12 protein-coding genes are annotated in these 15,250 nt (G+C 72.5%); 3 read left to right on the forward strand and 9 right to left on the reverse strand.

The window, feature by feature from the left end; translation table 11 throughout:
- Positions 1–35 precede the first annotated feature (35 nt).
- Both GQS52_RS11850 and clpB read right to left on the reverse strand, forming a co-directional pair.
- Positions 36–665: a YbjN domain-containing protein gene (locus GQS52_RS11850; RefSeq protein WP_182316379.1), complete on the reverse strand. Its 630-nt coding sequence runs from the start codon at positions 663–665 to the stop codon at positions 36–38.
- 72 nt (positions 666–737) lie between these two features.
- On the reverse strand, positions 738–3,347 hold the full coding sequence (clpB, locus tag GQS52_RS11855; protein WP_182313388.1) for an ATP-dependent chaperone ClpB: 2,610 nt from the start codon (positions 3,345–3,347) through the stop codon (positions 738–740).
- A gap of 148 nt (positions 3,348–3,495) precedes the next feature.
- Between clpB and GQS52_RS11860 the strand changes: the two genes are divergently transcribed.
- Positions 3,496–3,924: a TIGR03618 family F420-dependent PPOX class oxidoreductase gene (locus GQS52_RS11860; protein WP_182313389.1), complete on the forward strand. Its 429-nt coding sequence runs from the start codon at positions 3,496–3,498 to the stop codon at positions 3,922–3,924.
- A 22-nt stretch (positions 3,925–3,946) separates the two neighbouring features.
- On the opposite strand, the gene GQS52_RS11865 is transcribed toward GQS52_RS11860, so the two are convergent.
- The 7 genes from GQS52_RS11865 to dnaK form a co-directional block, all read right to left on the reverse strand.
- Positions 3,947–4,804 carry a M23 family metallopeptidase gene (locus GQS52_RS11865; protein ID WP_182313391.1) on the reverse strand — a complete coding sequence of 286 codons (858 nt, stop codon included), beginning with the start codon at positions 4,802–4,804 and terminating at the stop codon, positions 3,947–3,949.
- A gap of 100 nt (positions 4,805–4,904) precedes the next feature.
- Positions 4,905–5,270, reverse strand: a complete 366-nt coding sequence (locus GQS52_RS11870) for a cupin domain-containing protein (protein WP_182313393.1) — start codon at positions 5,268–5,270, stop codon at positions 4,905–4,907.
- A 268-nt stretch (positions 5,271–5,538) separates the two neighbouring features.
- A complete protein-coding gene (locus GQS52_RS11875; RefSeq protein ID WP_182313395.1) occupies positions 5,539–6,309 on the reverse strand; it encodes a DUF5707 domain-containing protein in 771 nt (256 codons plus the stop codon).
- 216 nt (positions 6,310–6,525) lie between these two features.
- The gene (locus tag GQS52_RS11880; RefSeq protein WP_259370720.1) at positions 6,526–7,023 is read right to left on the reverse strand and encodes a helix-turn-helix transcriptional regulator; all 498 of its coding nucleotides are present in this window, start codon (positions 7,021–7,023) and stop codon (positions 6,526–6,528) included.
- Between the two features lies 1 nt (position 7,024).
- A complete protein-coding gene (gene dnaJ, locus GQS52_RS11885) occupies positions 7,025–8,200 on the reverse strand; it encodes a molecular chaperone DnaJ (RefSeq protein ID WP_182313397.1) in 1,176 nt (391 codons plus the stop codon).
- Between the two features lie 42 nt (positions 8,201–8,242).
- The gene (grpE, locus tag GQS52_RS11890) at positions 8,243–8,908 is read right to left on the reverse strand and encodes a nucleotide exchange factor GrpE (RefSeq protein ID WP_182313398.1); all 666 of its coding nucleotides are present in this window, start codon (positions 8,906–8,908) and stop codon (positions 8,243–8,245) included.
- Positions 8,905–10,755 carry a molecular chaperone DnaK gene (gene dnaK / locus GQS52_RS11895; RefSeq protein ID WP_182313400.1) on the reverse strand — a complete coding sequence of 617 codons (1,851 nt, stop codon included), beginning with the start codon at positions 10,753–10,755 and terminating at the stop codon, positions 8,905–8,907. The genes grpE and dnaK overlap by 4 nt, the downstream gene beginning before the upstream one ends.
- 346 nt (positions 10,756–11,101) lie before the next feature.
- Here dnaK and GQS52_RS11900 point away from each other — a divergent pair, with 346 nt between their 5' ends.
- Complete coding sequence (locus GQS52_RS11900) at positions 11,102–13,369, forward strand: (Fe-S)-binding protein (RefSeq protein WP_182313402.1); 2,268 nt, start codon at positions 11,102–11,104, stop codon at positions 13,367–13,369.
- Between the two features lie 317 nt (positions 13,370–13,686).
- Entirely contained in the window at positions 13,687–15,195 is a 1,509-nt protein-coding gene (locus tag GQS52_RS11905; RefSeq protein WP_182313404.1) for an FG-GAP repeat protein, read from the forward strand.
- The last annotated feature ends 55 nt before the right edge of the window (positions 15,196–15,250 follow it).

Genomic DNA, 15,250 nt, shown 5'->3' on the forward strand with positions numbered 1-15,250 from the left:
ACAGGTGCCGCCCGCCGCCGGGCGTCTCGCGGGGCTCAGGCCTTGTCGCCGGCCTCGCCGTCGACCGTGCCGGTGACCTCGCCGTCGGGGCTCTCCCCGGCGGCCTCGGCCTGCGCGGCCGCGGCGGCGGCCTCGCGGGCCTCCTTCTCCTTGGCGGTGTCGATGCCGAGCTGCTCGACGATCCAGCGCTCGAACTCGACGGCCGCCTGCACCCAGCCGACCGTGCTGGAGACGAAGTGCTCCAGCGCGACCCCGTGGCCGATGACCGTCTGCGCCTCGCCGACGAGGCGGACGACGGAGGCGTCGCCCTCCTGGTGGGTCATCGTGTAGACCTTCGGCCACAGGGTGCGGCGGTTCCACTCGTCGACGACCTCCAGCAGGCTGGGCTTGCTGTCGGCGTCGTACGCGCGGTCGTAGAACGTGCGCACCGCGAACAGCTGGTTCTTGCTGTCCTCGTCGCTGCGGAACATGAAGTAGACGCGGAAGCCCTCCCAGGGGGCGACCAGGTCTCCGTCGTCGTCGATCGTGTGCTTGAGTTCCATCTGGTCCAGGAGCTCCTGGACCAGCTTCTGGTCGGGCACGACGGCCCCGCCGGGGCCGCCCTGCTGCGGATTCGGCTGCGAGGAGCCGCCGAAGTTCGGAATCGCGGACGGGTCGATGCTCACGGTGGGGTTTCCCTTCGTACGGATCAAGGTCCATCCTCCCCCATCAGCTCCCGGTCGTGGCAACCCCGCCGATCAGCTTTCCGCCTTCTCGACGACCCCGACGGTCAGTTTCCCGCCGTCGACGGAGTCGTCGACGTCGACCCTCACCGTGTCGCCGTCGCGCACCTCGCCGGACAGGATCTCCCGGGCCAGGCTGTCGCCGATCGCGGTCTGCACCAGGCGGCGCAGCGGGCGGGCGCCGTAGGCGGGGTCGTTGCCCTCCACGGACAGCCAGTCCAGGGCGGCGTCGGTGACGTCCAGGGTCAGGCGGCGGTCCTTGAGCCGCTCGGCGAGGCGGTCGGTCTGCAGCCGGGCGATGCGCCGCAGCTCCTCCCTGCCGAGGGCGGTGAACACCACGGTGGCGTCGAGCCGGTTGAGGAACTCCGGCTTGAAGGAGGTGCGGACGACCTCCAGCACCGCCTCCCGCTTCTCCTCCTCGCCCAGCGTCGGGTCGATCAGGAACTGCGAGCCGAGGTTGGAGGTGAGGACGAGGATGGTGTTGCGGAAGTCCACGGTGCGGCCCTGGCCGTCGGTGAGCCGGCCGTCGTCGAGGACCTGCAGCAGGATGTCGAAGACCTCGGGGTGGGCCTTCTCCACCTCGTCCAGCAGGATCACGCTGTACGGGCGGCGCCGCACGGCCTCGGTGAGCTGGCCGCCCTCCTCGTAGCCGACGTACCCGGGAGGGGCGCCGACGAGCCGGGCGACGCTGTGCTTCTCGCCGTACTCGCTCATGTCGATGCGGACCATGGCCCGCTCGTCGTCGAAGAGGAACTCGGCGAGCGCCTTGGCCAGCTCGGTCTTGCCGACACCGGTGGGGCCGAGGAAGAGGAAGGAACCGGTGGGCCGGTCGGGGTCGGCGAGCCCGGCGCGGGAGCGGCGCACCGCGTCGGAGACGGCGCGCACGGCCTCGCGCTGGCCGATCAGCCGGCGGCCGATCTCGTCCTCCATGCGCAGCAGCTTCTGCGTCTCTCCCTCCAGCAGGCGGCCGGCGGGGATGCCGGTCCAGGCGGAGACCACGTCGGCGACGTCGTCCGGGCCGACCTCCTCCTTGACCATGGTGGAGCGCTGCTGCTCGGCCTCGGCCTCGGTGGCCTCGGCCAGCTCCCGCTCCAGGGCGGGGATGTCGGCGTACATCAGGCGGGAGGCCGTCTCGAAGTCGCCGTCGCGCTCGGCCCGCTCGGCCTGGCCGCGCAGGTCGTCCAGGCGCTCCTTGAGGGCGCCGACCTTGTTCAGGCCCTCCTTCTCCTTCTCCCAGCGGGCGGTCAGGCCGCGCAGCTCCTCCTCCTTGTCGGCGAGGGTCTTGCGCAGCGTCTCCAGCCGCTGGACGGAGGCCGGGTCGGCCTCGTTGGCCAGCGCCATCTCCTCCATCCGCAGCCGGTCGACGGAGCGCTGGAGCTCGTCGATCTCGACGGGGGAGGAGTCGATCTCCATGCGCAGCCGGGAGGCGGCCTCGTCGACGAGGTCGATGGCCTTGTCGGGGAGGAAGCGGGAGGTGATGTAGCGGTTGGACAGGGTGGCGGCGGCGACGAGGGCGGAGTCCGCGATCTGCACCTTGTGGTGCGCCTCGTAGCGGCCCTTCAGGCCGCGCAGGATCGCGATGGTGTCCTCGACGCTGGGCTCGGCGACCAGCACCTGCTGGAAGCGGCGCTCCAGCGCCGGGTCCTTCTCGATGCGCTCGCGGTACTCGTCCAGGGTGGTGGCGCCGACCATGCGCAGCTCGCCGCGGGCCAGCATGGGCTTGAGCATGTTGCCCGCGTCCATCGCCGAGTCGCCGCCGGCGCCCGCGCCGACGACGGTGTGCAGCTCGTCGATGAAGGTGATGATCTGCCCGTCGCTGTCCTTGATCTCGCCGAGGACGGCCTTGAGCCGCTCCTCGAACTCGCCGCGGTACTTGGCGCCGGCGACCATCGCGCCGAGGTCGAGGGCGACCAGGCGCTTGTTGCGCAGCGACTCGGGCACGTCGCCCTTGACGATGCGCTGGGCCAGCCCCTCGACGACGGCGGTCTTGCCGACGCCGGGCTCGCCGATGAGCACCGGGTTGTTCTTGGTGCGGCGGGAGAGGACCTGCACGACGCGGCGGATCTCGTTGTCGCGGCCGATGACCGGGTCGAGCTTGCCCTCGCGGGCGGCCCGGGTGAAGTCGGTGCCGTACTTCTCCAGCGCCTTGTAGGTGGCCTCGGGGTCGGGGTCGGTGACGCGCCGGCCGCCGCGGGCGGCCTCGAACGCCTCCAGCAGCCTGTCGGCGGTCGCGCCCTGCCGGTTGAGCAGCTCGCCCGCCTGCCCGCCCTTGGCCGCCAGGCCGATCAGCAGGTGCTCGGTGGAGATGTACTGGTCGCCCAGGTCGCGGGCCAGCCTGTCGGCCTCGGCGAGGACCGCGAGCAGGTCGCGGGAGGCCTGCGGGGGCGCGACGGTGGAGCCCTGCACGCTCGGCAGGGCGGCCAGCAGCCGCTCGGTGGCGGACCGCAGCTCGGCGGTGTCGGCGCCGACGGCGGCCAGCATGTCCTGGATGCTCTCGTTGTCCTCGCTGCCCAGAAGCGCGAGCAGCAGGTGCGCGGGGGTCAGGTCGGGGTGTCCTGCGGAAACGGCGCCGGACGTCGCGGCGTTCAGCGCTGCCCGGCTCTTGTTGGTCAGCTCGGCGTCCACCTGCGGTGTCTCCTCCTGCTCGTGGCTGCTGCCCGGCCCGCGGTCCCCGGTCCCGGGGCAGCTCGTGCCCTGCCTCTTGCCTTGCCAGGTTCAACCTGAAGCAAGTTGAGTCTATTCCACTCAACCCGGTGAGCGGTAGCGTCTTCGCATGGCGCTCGATCCACGTTCTCCCGATCCGGCATACTCCGCCTTCTGGGCGGAACGCCACCTGTGCACGCTCACCACGCCCCGCCCGGACGGCACCCCGCACGTCGTCCCCGTCGGGGTGACGTACGACCCGGACGCCGGACTGGCCCGGGTGATCGCCCGCCGGAGCAGCCGGAAGGTGCGCAACGTCCTGGCCGCCGGGCCCGAGGGGGCCCGAGTGGCCGTCTGCCAGGTCGACCGGGCCCGCTGGGCCACCCTGGAGGGCGTCGCCCGGGTCAGCGACGACCGCGAGGCGGTCGCCGAGGCGGAGCACCGCTACGCACAGCGCTACGGCCGCACGCCTACCCCGAATCCGGAGCGCGTCGTCATCGAGATCGCCCTCACCCGCGCCATGGGCAGCGTCCGGCCCCCGCAGCCGGCCGCCGACTGACCCGCCGGGCCCGGCAGGGCGGTCAGGCGGGCCCGCGTCCGGATCCGGACGCGGACTCCAAGCCATGCCCGGGCCCGCCCCCGGCGCCGTTCCCCTCTCGGAGGACGAGCGGCACGCCGACCGCCGCGCGGCCCGGCCAGGGGCGGTCCATCACCTGGACGTGCAGCCGCGGCTCCCCGCGCACGCCCACGCTCCCGGAAGTCCCGCACCCGGCCAGCGGCCGGCCCGCGCGGACCTCCTCCCCGACCGTCACCCGGATGCTGCCGCGGCGCAGGTGGGCGAGGAGCACGTGCGTCCCGTCGTGCAGGTCCAGCACGATGTGGTTGCCGAACACCGCGCGCGCCCCGAACGCCTCCCGCAGCAGCCGCCCCGCCGTGCGGCCCGCCGCCGCCCGTACGGCTCCCGCGACCCCCGTGCCGGTCCGGTGGTCGCGGGCCGTCCCGTGCACGGCGACGACCGTCCCGTCCGCCGGGGCGAGAACCACCGCGCCCGCCCCGGACGGCCCGCCCCGTGCGGGCGGCTCCCCCGGCCCGGGCACGGGCGCCAGCTCCACCGCGAAGCTGCGGGCCAGCGTGTGCGGACGGGGTCCGTGACGGGAGGCCCGTACCCAGGGTCCCGCCAGCGGCGGCCGGAGCACGGCCGCCTCGCGCCGGGGTGCCCGGGGGGCGAAGACGAAGCAGCACGCGGCCAACACCGCGGCCGCCCCCAGGGCCACCGCCCCGGCCCCGGCCACGGCCCGCACCGCACCGGCCTCCCCGCCCACCGACAGCAGCAGCGCACCGCCCGCCGCCAGCACCGCGCCGCCCGCCGCCAGGCGCGGGCGCGCCCACATCAGCGAGCGGAACACGGCGAGGGAGACCGTTCCGGCCCCACCAGCCATCCGGTCTCCCCTCCCCCGTTTCCCGTTGTCGTCGTCCGTCGTTGTCGTCGTCCGTCGTCGACGCCGCCGCGGTCGTCCGGTGCGGCGCCGCGGTGGGGCGTCAGGCCTGTGCCGGCTTGGCGTACTCCTTGGCCATCGTTCCGGCGAAGTCGTGCATCACGCACGGTTCGTCGCCGACGGTCCAGGCGTCGTGCCCCGGCGGGCACACGAAGACGTCGCCGGGTCCGACCTCGGCCTCCGCCCCGTCGTCCATGCGGATGCGCATCCGCCCCGAGACGACGTACCCGTTGTGGTGGACCCGGCAGCTGTCGGTTCCGGCGAGCGGACCCACCGACTCCGACCAGCGCCATCCGGGCTCGAAGGTGGCGACGGCGAAGTCCAGCCCCGTCAGGTGGAGGGCTTCGAGGTGTCCCTTGGGGAAGTCCCGGCGCTCGTCCGGCTTGTCGGTCGTCTTGACCTCCATCACGGCGGCCTCCTTCCATCGGGCCGTTCCTGGCCCGCGGGGCCCGTTCGCCGCCCTCGGCAGGTCCGGCGGGCCCGCTCCGACGACGGCGGAGCCCCTCGTGACCCTTCCATCGTGCGCCCGCCGCGCGGGTCCCGTCACCCCCCCTTGCCGCCACGAATCCGCCGGCGGCCGGTGCGGCCCGGCGGGGCCCGGACGCGACGGCGCCGGGCCGCTGCACTCAGCGGCCCGGCGCACGCGTCGTCGGGTCGGGGCGGTTGTCCGGTCGGGGTTACTGGACGTCGACGTAGTCGCCGGTGGCCTTGGCCGCCGGGGTGGTGGAGGTGCCGGCGAAGTTCCAGCGCCAGTAGCCGTCCGCGGACGCCGTGACCGTGGTCCTCAGCGCACCGCCGGAGCCGGTGTACACCGTCTTGACGGTGCTGTACGTGTCGGTGCCCGCCTTGCGGAACTGCAGCTTGACCGGCTGGTTGGTGTAGCCCGCGTACACCTGGGTGTCCCAGTTGGCGCGGGTCAGGTTCCCGCTGACGGTCAGGGTCGCACCCTTCTTCACCGGCTCGGGCGAGGCGTTGGCCGTCAGCTTGGAGTACCGCTGGAGCCGGGTGGTCCTGAACGCGTCCACGTTGGCGTAGTCGCCGTCCGCGCCCCAGGCCCAGACGCCGACCTTCCAGGTGCCGGCGTCGGTGTTGAAGAGCCACGCCGGGTCGACGGTGAGGGTGACCGAGCAGGTGGACGTGGTGGCGCTGGAGGCGACGCAGTTCGCCGCGTCCTCGTTGGAGACGATGAAGCCGTCGGGGTTCTCGGGGTCGGCGCCGCGCCACAGGTAGACGTCGCCGTCCTCGATCCCCGAGGCGTCGGTGGCGGTCACGGTGGCGGTGACCGTCTTGGCCTTGGTGGTGCCGACCACGATGTCCTTGCCGCCGTTGACGACGACGTTCGTGATCCGGGTCTCGCCCTGGACGTCGTCGGCCTGCGCGGCCGGGGCGGCGAGGCCGCCCAGCACGGTGGCGGCGGCGAGTACGGCGAAGGTGGCGCGCTTGCGCATGGTTTTCCCCCACAGGAATCCGGAAGGCAATCACCGGTTCGACAACACGGTGGTTGCGCGTGGCTTCGAATATAAACCCTGTGAAGTCGGTTCACAACCGATTCGTGGTTCCGGTCTGCCGCCCACCCGTCGCAGAAACGCGGGAGCGCGGGAACGCACCGGCCCCGCCGCCCGGGAAGGGGCGGCGGGGCCGGTACGGGGGGCCGTTCGGACGGGTCAGTCGGCCGAGCGCTGCTGCTGCCTCTTGGGGCGCTTGGGGCGCCAGACCACCAGGGCGCTGGACTGCTGCACCTGCTGGTAGGGCACGAGGTCGCGCCGGTAGGAGGCGTGGACGGCGGCCTCGCGCTGCCGCGCGGACGCCGCGGTGGCCTCCAGGGCGGCCTGGAGTTCGGCCGCGCGCGCCTGGAGCGCGGCGACCTGGTTCTCCAGTTCGATGATCCGCTTGATGCCGGCGAGGTTGATCCCCTCGTCCTGGCTGAGCCGCTGCACCTCGCGCAGCTGCTCGATGTCGCGCGCGGAGTAGCGGCGGCCCCGTCCGGCCGTGCGGTCCGGGGAGACCAGGCCGAGGCGGTCGTACTGGCGGAGGGTCTGCGGGTGCAGGCCCGAGAGCTGCGCGGCCACCGAGATCACGTAGACCGGGGTCTCCTCGGTCAGCTGGTAGGCCCTGGGTGGTTGGTACTGCTGCTGCCTGCCACGGTCCGCTCGGCCTTCCATGTCATGCTCCCTTCGCGGCCTTGAACAGCTCCGCCCGCGGGTCCTCCCCCGCGGTGGCGTCCCGGTAGGACTCCAGTGCCTCGAGCGCCTTGCCGCTCACGTCCCGGGGGACGGCGACCTCGATCGTCACCAGCAGGTCTCCGCGGGTGCCGTCCTTGCGCACGGCCCCCTTGCCGCGGGCCCGCATGGTCCGGCCGTTGGGCGTGCCGGCCGGGATCCGCAGCGTCACCGGAGGACCGCCGAGGGTGGGGACCCGCACCTCGCCGCCGAGGGCCGCCTCCGGGAAGGTGACGGGGACGGTGACGGTGAGGTTGTCGCCCTTGCGGCCGAAGACCGGGTGCGACTCGACGTGCACGACGACGTACAGGTCGCCCGCCGGGCCGTTGCGCTCGCCCGGTGCGCCCTTGCCGCGCAGCCGGATGCGCTGCCCGTCCGAGACGCCCGCCGGGATGCGCACCTGCATGGTGCGCGAGCTGGTGGCGCGGCCGCTGCCCCGGCACACCTCGCACGGGTCCTGCGCGATGAGGCCGCGGCCCTTGCAGTCCTTGCAGGGGTCGGACAGGGCGAATCCGCCGCCCTGGGACCGGGAGACCTGCCCGGTGCCCACGCAGGTCGGGCAGACCCGCGGGGTGCCGTTCTTGTCCCCGGTGCCGGCGCACGCCTTGCACGGCGCCTGGCTGGACATCCGCAGGGGGACGGTGGCGCCCTCCACGGCCTCGGTGAAGCTGAGCGTCACCTCGGTCTCGATGTCCTGGCCGCGGCGCGGCTGGGCGCGGGTGCCGGCGGTGCCGCGGTTGAACAGCCCGCCGAAGACGTCGCCCAGGCCGCCGCCGAAGCCGCCGGCCTGGCCGCCCGCGGCGCCCCCGAAGAGGTCGCCCAGGTCGAAGTTGAAGCCGGCGGGCCCGCCGGCGCCCCCGCCGCCGGCCCGGAAGCCCCCCGCCCCGAACAGGGAGCGCGCCTCGTCGTACTCCTTGCGCCGCTTGGGGTCGCCGAGCACGTCGTTGGCCTCGGAGATCTCCTTGAAGCGCTCCTCGGCCTTGGCGTCGCCCTTGTTGGCGTCGGGGTGGTACTCCCGGGCCAGCTTGCGGTACGCCTTCTTGATCTCTGCTTCCGTGGCGTCCTTGGGGACGCCGAGGACCTTGTAGTAGTCCTTCTCCACGAAGTCCCTGGTACTCACCCTCGACGTCCCTCCTTCCCGGCGTACGCCACGAATGCTTCGTCAGCCCTTCTCGGGGCCACCGTTCTCCTCGTCCGACGACTTCTCCGCCCCGTCGGCCTCCGTGCCCTGCGCCGGCGTGACACCGGGCTGGGGCTCGGCCACCGCGACCCGGGCGGGGCGGATGGTCCGCTCACCGACGCGATACCCCGGCTGCAGGATCTGCACGCACGTGGTCTCGGTGACGTCGGGCGCATAGCTGTGCATCAGCGCCTCGTGCACCAGCGGGTCGAAGGGCTCGCCCTCCTTGCCGAACTGCTGCAGCCCCATCTTGGCGAGGACCGTCTCCACGGACTCGGCGACGGCCTTGAAGCCGCCCACCAGCTCGCCGTGCTCACGGGCCCTGCCGATGTCGTCGAGCACCGGGAGCAGCTCGGAGAGCAGGTTCGCGGCCGCGATCTCCTTGACCGCGACCCGGTCCCGCTCCACGCGCCGCCGGTAGTTCTGGTACTCGGCCTGGAGCCTCTGCAGGTCCGCAGTGCGCTCGGACAGCTGGTCGCGGACCTGCCGCAGCTGGTCCTCGGACGGCGCTGTCGCGTCCCCGGCCGGGGCCGGGCCCGCCTCCTCGGCGGACCCGGCGGCCTCCGCCGCTTCGTTCTTCGCGGCCTCGGCCTGTTCGGGGGGGACGTCGGAGGGCTCCTGGCCGAAGCCCTGAGTCTCCTCCGTCACGCCGCACCGCCCTGACGCTTGTCGTCGTCGACGATCTCGGCGTCGACGACGTCCTCGTCGGCCTTGGCCTGGCCGGCGTCACCGGCCGGACCGCCCTCCGCCCCGGCCTCGCCCTGGGCGTTGGCGTAGAGCGCCGAGCCCAGCTTCTGGCTGGTGGCGGCGACCTTCTCGGTGGCCTCGCGGATCGCCGCGGTGTCCTCGCCCTTGAGCTTCTCCTTGAGGTCGGAGACGGCGGCCTCGACCTCGGTCTTCAGCTCGGCCGGGACCTTCTCGGCGTTGTCGGCCAGGAACTTCTCGGTCGTGTAGACGAGCTGCTCGGCCTGGTTGCGGATCTCGGCGGCCTCGCGGCGCTTGTGGTCCTCCTCCGCGTACTGCTCGGCGTCGCGCATCATGCGCTCGATGTCTTCCTTCGGGAGCGCGGAGCCGCCGGTGACGGTCATCCTCTGCTCCTTGCCGGTGCCGAGGTCCTTGGCGCCGACGTGCATGATGCCGTTGGCGTCGATGTCGAAGGAGACCTCGATCTGCGGCACGCCGCGCGGGGCCGGCGGCAGGCCCGTCAGCTCGAACATGCCGAGCTTCTTGTTGTACGCCGCGATCTCGCGCTCGCCCTGGTAGACCTGGATCTGCACCGACGGCTGGTTGTCCTCGGCCGTGGTGAAGATCTCCGAGCGCTTGGTGGGGATCGTGGTGTTGCGCTCGATCAGCTTGGTCATGATGCCGCCCTTGGTCTCGATGCCCAGGGACAGCGGGGTGACGTCGAGCAGCAGGACGTCCTTGACCTCGCCGCGCAGCACGCCGGCCTGCAGGGCGGCGCCGATGGCGACGACCTCGTCCGGGTTGACGCCCTTGTTGGCGTCGCGGCCGCCGGTCAGCTCCTTGACGAGCTCGGCGACGGCCGGCATGCGGGTGGAGCCGCCGACCAGGACCACGTGGTCGATCTCGGACAGCTGGATGCCGGCGTCCTTGATGACGTTGTGGAACGGGATCTTGCAGCGCTCGAGCAGGTCCGCGGTGAGCTGCTGGAACTGCGAGCGGGTGAGCTTCTCGTCCAGGTGGAGCGGGCCCTCGGCGGAGGCCGTGATGTAGGGCAGGTTGATCGTGGTCTCGGTGGACGAGGACAGCTCGATCTTCGCCTTCTCGGCGGCCTCGCGCAGGCGCTGCAGCGCCATCTTGTCCTTGGACAGGTCCACGCCGTGGCCTGCCTGGAACTGCTTGACCAGGTGGTCGACGACGCGCTGGTCCCAGTCGTCGCCGCCGAGGTTGTTGTCGCCGTTGGTGGCCTTGACCTCGACCACACCGTCGCCGATCTCCAGCAGGGAGACGTCGAAGGTGCCGCCGCCGAGGTCGAAGACGAGGATCGTCTGGTCGTCCTTCTCCAGGCCGTAGGCGAGGGCGGCCGCGGTGGGCTCGTTGACGATGCGCAGGACGTTCAGGCCCGCGATCTCGCCGGCCTCCTTGGTGGCCTGGCGCTCGGCGTCGTTGAAGTAGGCCGGGACGGTGATGACCGCGTCCGTGACCTTCTCGCCGAGGTAGGCCTCCGCGTCGCGCTTCAGCTTCTGCAGGATGAAGGCGCTGATCTGCTGCGGGTTGAAGTCCTTCTCGTCGATCCCGACCTTCCAGCCGGTGCCCATGTGGCGCTTGACCGAGCGGATGGTCCTGTCGACGTTGGTGACCGCCTGGCGCTTCGCGACCTCGCCGACCAGCACCTCGCCGTTCTTGGCGAAGGCGACGACGGACGGCGTGGTCCGGGCACCCTCGGCGTTGGTGATGACGGTGGGCTCACCGCCCTCGAGAACACTGACGACGGAGTTGGTTGTGCCCAGGTCGATGCCGACCGCACGTGCCATTTCGGATCCTCCAGCTGACTTGAGTGGAACAGGCTCAAGAGTGCCTCACGGACCGGAATGCGTCAAGAGACCTGAGTGGAGCCGACTCAACTTACTTGCCGGTACCCTTTTCCGGCCCCCTGCGCCGACGGATGCGGCCCGAAGCTGGGAGCATGGGGACGACAACGGTGCATTCCGGACCCCTCCCGGCTTCCCGCAGGCGGGCAAGGCAACCCTGCGCGACGCAGATCACCGGCCGGTCGACTTCTGGTCGTCCGGGATCCTGGGTAACCTCGGATGGATCAGTTAAGTTACTGCTTAGTAATCTCATAGATTTTTCCCGCTCTCGCAGGTTCGAGGAGCCTCCATGCAACTCGCCGCGATCATCGTGTCGCTGGTCCTCACGGCGGTCGGCGTTGCGCTCATCGCTCGCGCCGTCGCGCAGATCTACCGCTTCGTCAAGCTCGGCCAGCCGGTCCCGGCGGGTACGCGCACGGACGCTCCGAAGCAGCGCACCATCACCCTGGTCAAGGAGTTCCTCGGCCACACCCGCATGAACAAGTGGGGCCTGGTCGGTGTCGCGCACTGGTTCGTGGCGGTCGGCTTCCTCACCCTGCCGCCGACGCTGGCCACCGCGTACGGGCAGCTCTTCCAGGCCGACTGGGTGCTGCCGGTCATCGGCACCTGGCTGCCGTTCGAGATGTACGTCGAGTTCATCGGCCTGATGACGGTCCTCGGCATCGTGGTGCTCATCGCCATCCGGCTGCTGAACCTGCCCGTGCGGGCCGGCCGCAAGTCCCGCTTCGCCGGGTCGATCGCCTGGCAGGCCTACTTCGTCGAGTACGTCATCCTCACCATCGGCGTCGCGATCCTGGTCCTGCGCGGCCTCGAGGGCGCACTGCACGGCGTCGAGGGCTACGAGGCGGCGTACTTCGTCTCGTACCCGCTGGTCGCCGCCTTCAGCGGCCTGGACGCCGGCACGCTGCAGACCCTGGTCTACCTCTTCGCCGGCATCAAGATCAGCACCTCGTTCATCTGGATGATCACGGTCAGCCTGAACACCAACATGGGCGTGGCCTGGCACCGCTTCCTGGCCTTCCCGAACATCTGGTTCAAGCGCGAGTCCAGCGGCGACGTGGCGCTGGGCGCCCTGCAGCCGATGACCTCGGCCGGCAAGCCGATCGACTTCGAGGACCCGGGCGAGGACGACCAGTTCGGCGTCTCCCAGGTCGAGCACTTCTCCTGGAAGGGCATCCTCGACTTCTCCACCTGCACCGAGTGCGGCCGCTGCCAGTCGCAGTGCCCCGCCTGGAACACCGGCAAGCCGCTCTCGCCGAAGCTGCTGATCATGTCGCTGCGCGAGCACGCCTACGCCAAGGCCCCCTACCTGCTGGCCGGCGGCGGCAAGGACGCCGAGGGCGAGGAGAAGGCCACCGCCGAGCAGCTCGCGGACGTCCCCGCGGCCGCCCTGGCCGAGGCCGAGCGCCCGCTGGTCGGCACGCTCGAGGAGAACGGCGTCATCGACCCGGACGTGCTGTGGTCCTGCACCACCTGCGGCGCCTGCGTCGAGCAGTGCCCCGTCGACATCGAGCACATCGACCACATCGTCGACATGCGCCGCTACCAGGTCATGATCGAGTCCTCGTTCCCGTCCGAGGCGGGCACGATGCTCAAGAACCTGGAGAAGAAGGGCAACCCCTGGGGCCTGGCCAAGAAGCAGCGCCTGGAGTGGACCAAGGAGGTCGACTTCGAGGTCCCGGTCGTCGGACGGGACGTCGAGGACCTCACCGAGGTCGACTACCTGTACTGGGTCGGCTGCGCCGGCGCCCTGGAGGACCGGGCGAAGAAGACCACCAAGGCCTTCGCCGAGCTGCTGCACATCGCGGGCGTCAAGTTCGCGATCATGGGCGGCGAGGAGAACTGCACCGGTGACTCCGCCCGCCGCCTGGGCAACGAGTTCCTCTTCCAGCAGCTCGGCCAGGAGAACGTCGCGGCCCTGAACATGGCCTTCGGCGAGGACGACGAGGACGAGAGCACCAAGCTCCCCAAGTCCAAGAAGAAGATCGTCGCGACCTGCCCGCACTGCTTCAACACCATCGCCAACGAGTACCCGCAGCTCGGCGGCGAGTACGAGGTCATCCACCACACCCAGCTGCTCCAGCACCTGATCGACGAGGGCCGCCTGATCCCGGTCACCCCGGTCGAGGGTCTGATCACCTACCACGACCCGTGCTACCTGGGCCGCCACAACAAGGTCTACACGCCGCCGCGCGAGATCATCGCCAAGGTGCCCGGCCTGCGCAACGAGGAGATGCACCGCCACAAGGAGCGGGGCTTCTGCTGCGGCGCCGGCGGCGCGCGGATGTGGATGGAGGAGCGGATCGGCAAGCGCATCAACGAGGAGCGCGTGGACGAGGCGCTGTCGCTCAACCCCGACATCGTCTCCACCGCCTGCCCGTTCTGCCTCGTCATGCTCTCCGACTCCGTCAACGGCAAGAAGAACGACGGCAAGGCCAAGGAGAACCTCCAGGTCGTCGACGTCTCCCAGCTGCTGCTGGACTCGGTGAAGACCCCGGCCGACCCGGCCGGCGCCGCCGACGCCACCACCGCGCCGGAGCCCGAGCCCGCGAAGTAGCACCGCGACGCGGGGCGCCCTCCCGGGCGCACCGCACGCACAGCGGCCGGTGCCGCCGCCCCGTCGGGGGCGGCGGCACCGGCCGTTCCGCGTCCCCGCCGGTCCTGCCGGTCCCGCCGGTCCTGCCGGTCCTGCCGGTCCTGCCGGCCCTGTCCGCGGGCCCCTCCCCCGGCCTCCTCACCCGGCCTCCTCACCCGGCGCCCTCCCCCGGCGTCCTCCCCCGCGGGGTCTTCCGGTCCCTCGCGGCCCGGGTGCAACCGAAGGTCCTGCCGAGGAGTCCGAACAAGCGGATCAACCGCCCACCGGAAGGGGCCACCGTGCCCGTACGCACGTCCGTCCGCCCGGCGGCCGGCGCCGTCGGCGCCGCGCTCTGCGCGTCGCTCCTGCTCTCCGGTTGCAGCAGCAGCGGCGACGGGCCCGGGACCGGCCGGGCCCAGGACTCCCCGGCCGCCGAGGACCTCAACGGCGACGGCTACGACGACCTCGTCACCGTCGTCCGGCCGGGGAGCAGGTCCGGCAAGGCCTTCCCGCCCGAGCGCCTCGTCGTCGTCCTCGGCTCGGCCGGCGGCCTGCACGTGCCCGGCGCCACCGTCCACGAGGCCGGCTTCTTCGGGGCCCCGCTGCGCGCCGACCTCGACGGGGACGGCTTCACCGACCTGGCTGTGCAGCGCGGCGACGGTGGCGTCGGCGACGGCGGCGCCGGGAAGCCCGTGCGGACCGTCGTGCTGCGCGGCGGGCCGCACGGCCCGGCCGACCCCCGCCCCGTCGGCGAGGAGGGCTTCGCGGCGGGCGCTGTCGGCGACTTCGACTGCGACGGGAACCCCGACCTGCTCGACGACGGCCACGGCGGCCGCGGCGACCCCGCCGAAACGGTGCGGGAGCCCGTGCCCGGCGCCGTGCTGTACGGGCCGTTCGACGAGGACGGCACCCCGGCCCGCACCGCCCCGTTCACCGCCGACCTCGACGGGTACGCCAGTCCGCGGCACACCACCACCGGCGACTTCGACGGCGACGGCTGCACCGACGCCGTCCTGCAGTACTACTTCGACGCCGAGCAGGACGACTCCGCCCCCGAGGGCCTGCGCGGCTTCGCCGTCCGCTCGGGCGGCAAGGGCGGCCTCGTCCCGGACGAGGAGGCCGGGGGCCGCCTCGACTCGGCGCTGGCGGGCACGCTCGGCGAGGATCCCGCAGCGGCCTTCTCGGCCGGGGACGCCGACGGCGACGGCATCGACGACCTGTTCGCGGGCGTCCCCGCCCCCGTGGACCGGCAGCCGCAGGGCGGCCCGGAGGATCCCGGCAGCCTGCGGATCGTCCACGGCTCCCGCGCCGGCCTCGGCGGCGGCCGGCCGGTGACCGCCCTGGACCAGGCCGCCCCCGGCGTCCCCGGCGACCCGCAGGGCGGCGACGGCTTCGGGGCGGCCGCCCTCGCCGGGGACGTCACCGGCGACGGCCGCCCGGACCTGGTGGTCGCCACCCCCTACAAGGACCGCGGCAGCGGCCGGCTGACCCTCCTGCCCGGCAGCGCCGACGGCATCCCCGACCGCTACGGCCCCGACGCCCCGCAGCAGCCGCAGGCCGTCGACCTGGACACCCCCGGCGTCCCCGGCACCCACAACCCGTACGGCTCGGACAGGTTCGCCCCGCTCGGCCCGCTGCTGGACGTGGACGGCGACGGCCACGCCGACGTCGTCGCCTCCGCCCCCGGCCACGGCCGCGGGAGGACCGGCGGCTTCTGGGTCCTCCGCGGCACCGACGACGGCCTGTCCACCGACGACGTCCGGCACTTCACCCCGGCAGACCTCGGCATCGACCTCCAGGTCCCCTGACCGCGCGGCCAGGATCGGTGCACGGCAGGGCAACCCCTCGCCGCTGGAAGCAGCC

The sequence above is a fragment of the Streptomyces sp. SCUT-3 genome, from assembly GCF_014083985.1.
Classification (GTDB): Bacteria; Actinomycetota; Actinomycetes; order Streptomycetales; family Streptomycetaceae; genus Streptomyces_H; species Streptomyces_H thermolineatus.

Excerpts from the sequence above, each read along its gene's own strand:
- GQS52_RS11880 (WP_259370720.1), bottom strand. The coding sequence starts at position 7,023 with ATGGAAGGCCGAGCGGACCGTGGCAGGCAGCAGCAGTACCAACCACCC.
- GQS52_RS11875 (WP_182313395.1), bottom strand. The coding sequence starts at position 6,309 with ATGCGCAAGCGCGCCACCTTCGCCGTACTCGCCGCCGCCACCGTGCTG.
- GQS52_RS11860 (WP_182313389.1), top strand. The coding sequence starts at position 3,496 with ATGGCGCTCGATCCACGTTCTCCCGATCCGGCATACTCCGCCTTCTGG.
- dnaK (WP_182313400.1), bottom strand. The coding sequence starts at position 10,755 with ATGGCACGTGCGGTCGGCATCGACCTGGGCACAACCAACTCCGTCGTC.
- GQS52_RS11865 (WP_182313391.1), bottom strand. The coding sequence starts at position 4,804 with ATGGCTGGTGGGGCCGGAACGGTCTCCCTCGCCGTGTTCCGCTCGCTG.
- GQS52_RS11900 (WP_182313402.1), top strand. The coding sequence starts at position 11,102 with ATGCAACTCGCCGCGATCATCGTGTCGCTGGTCCTCACGGCGGTCGGC.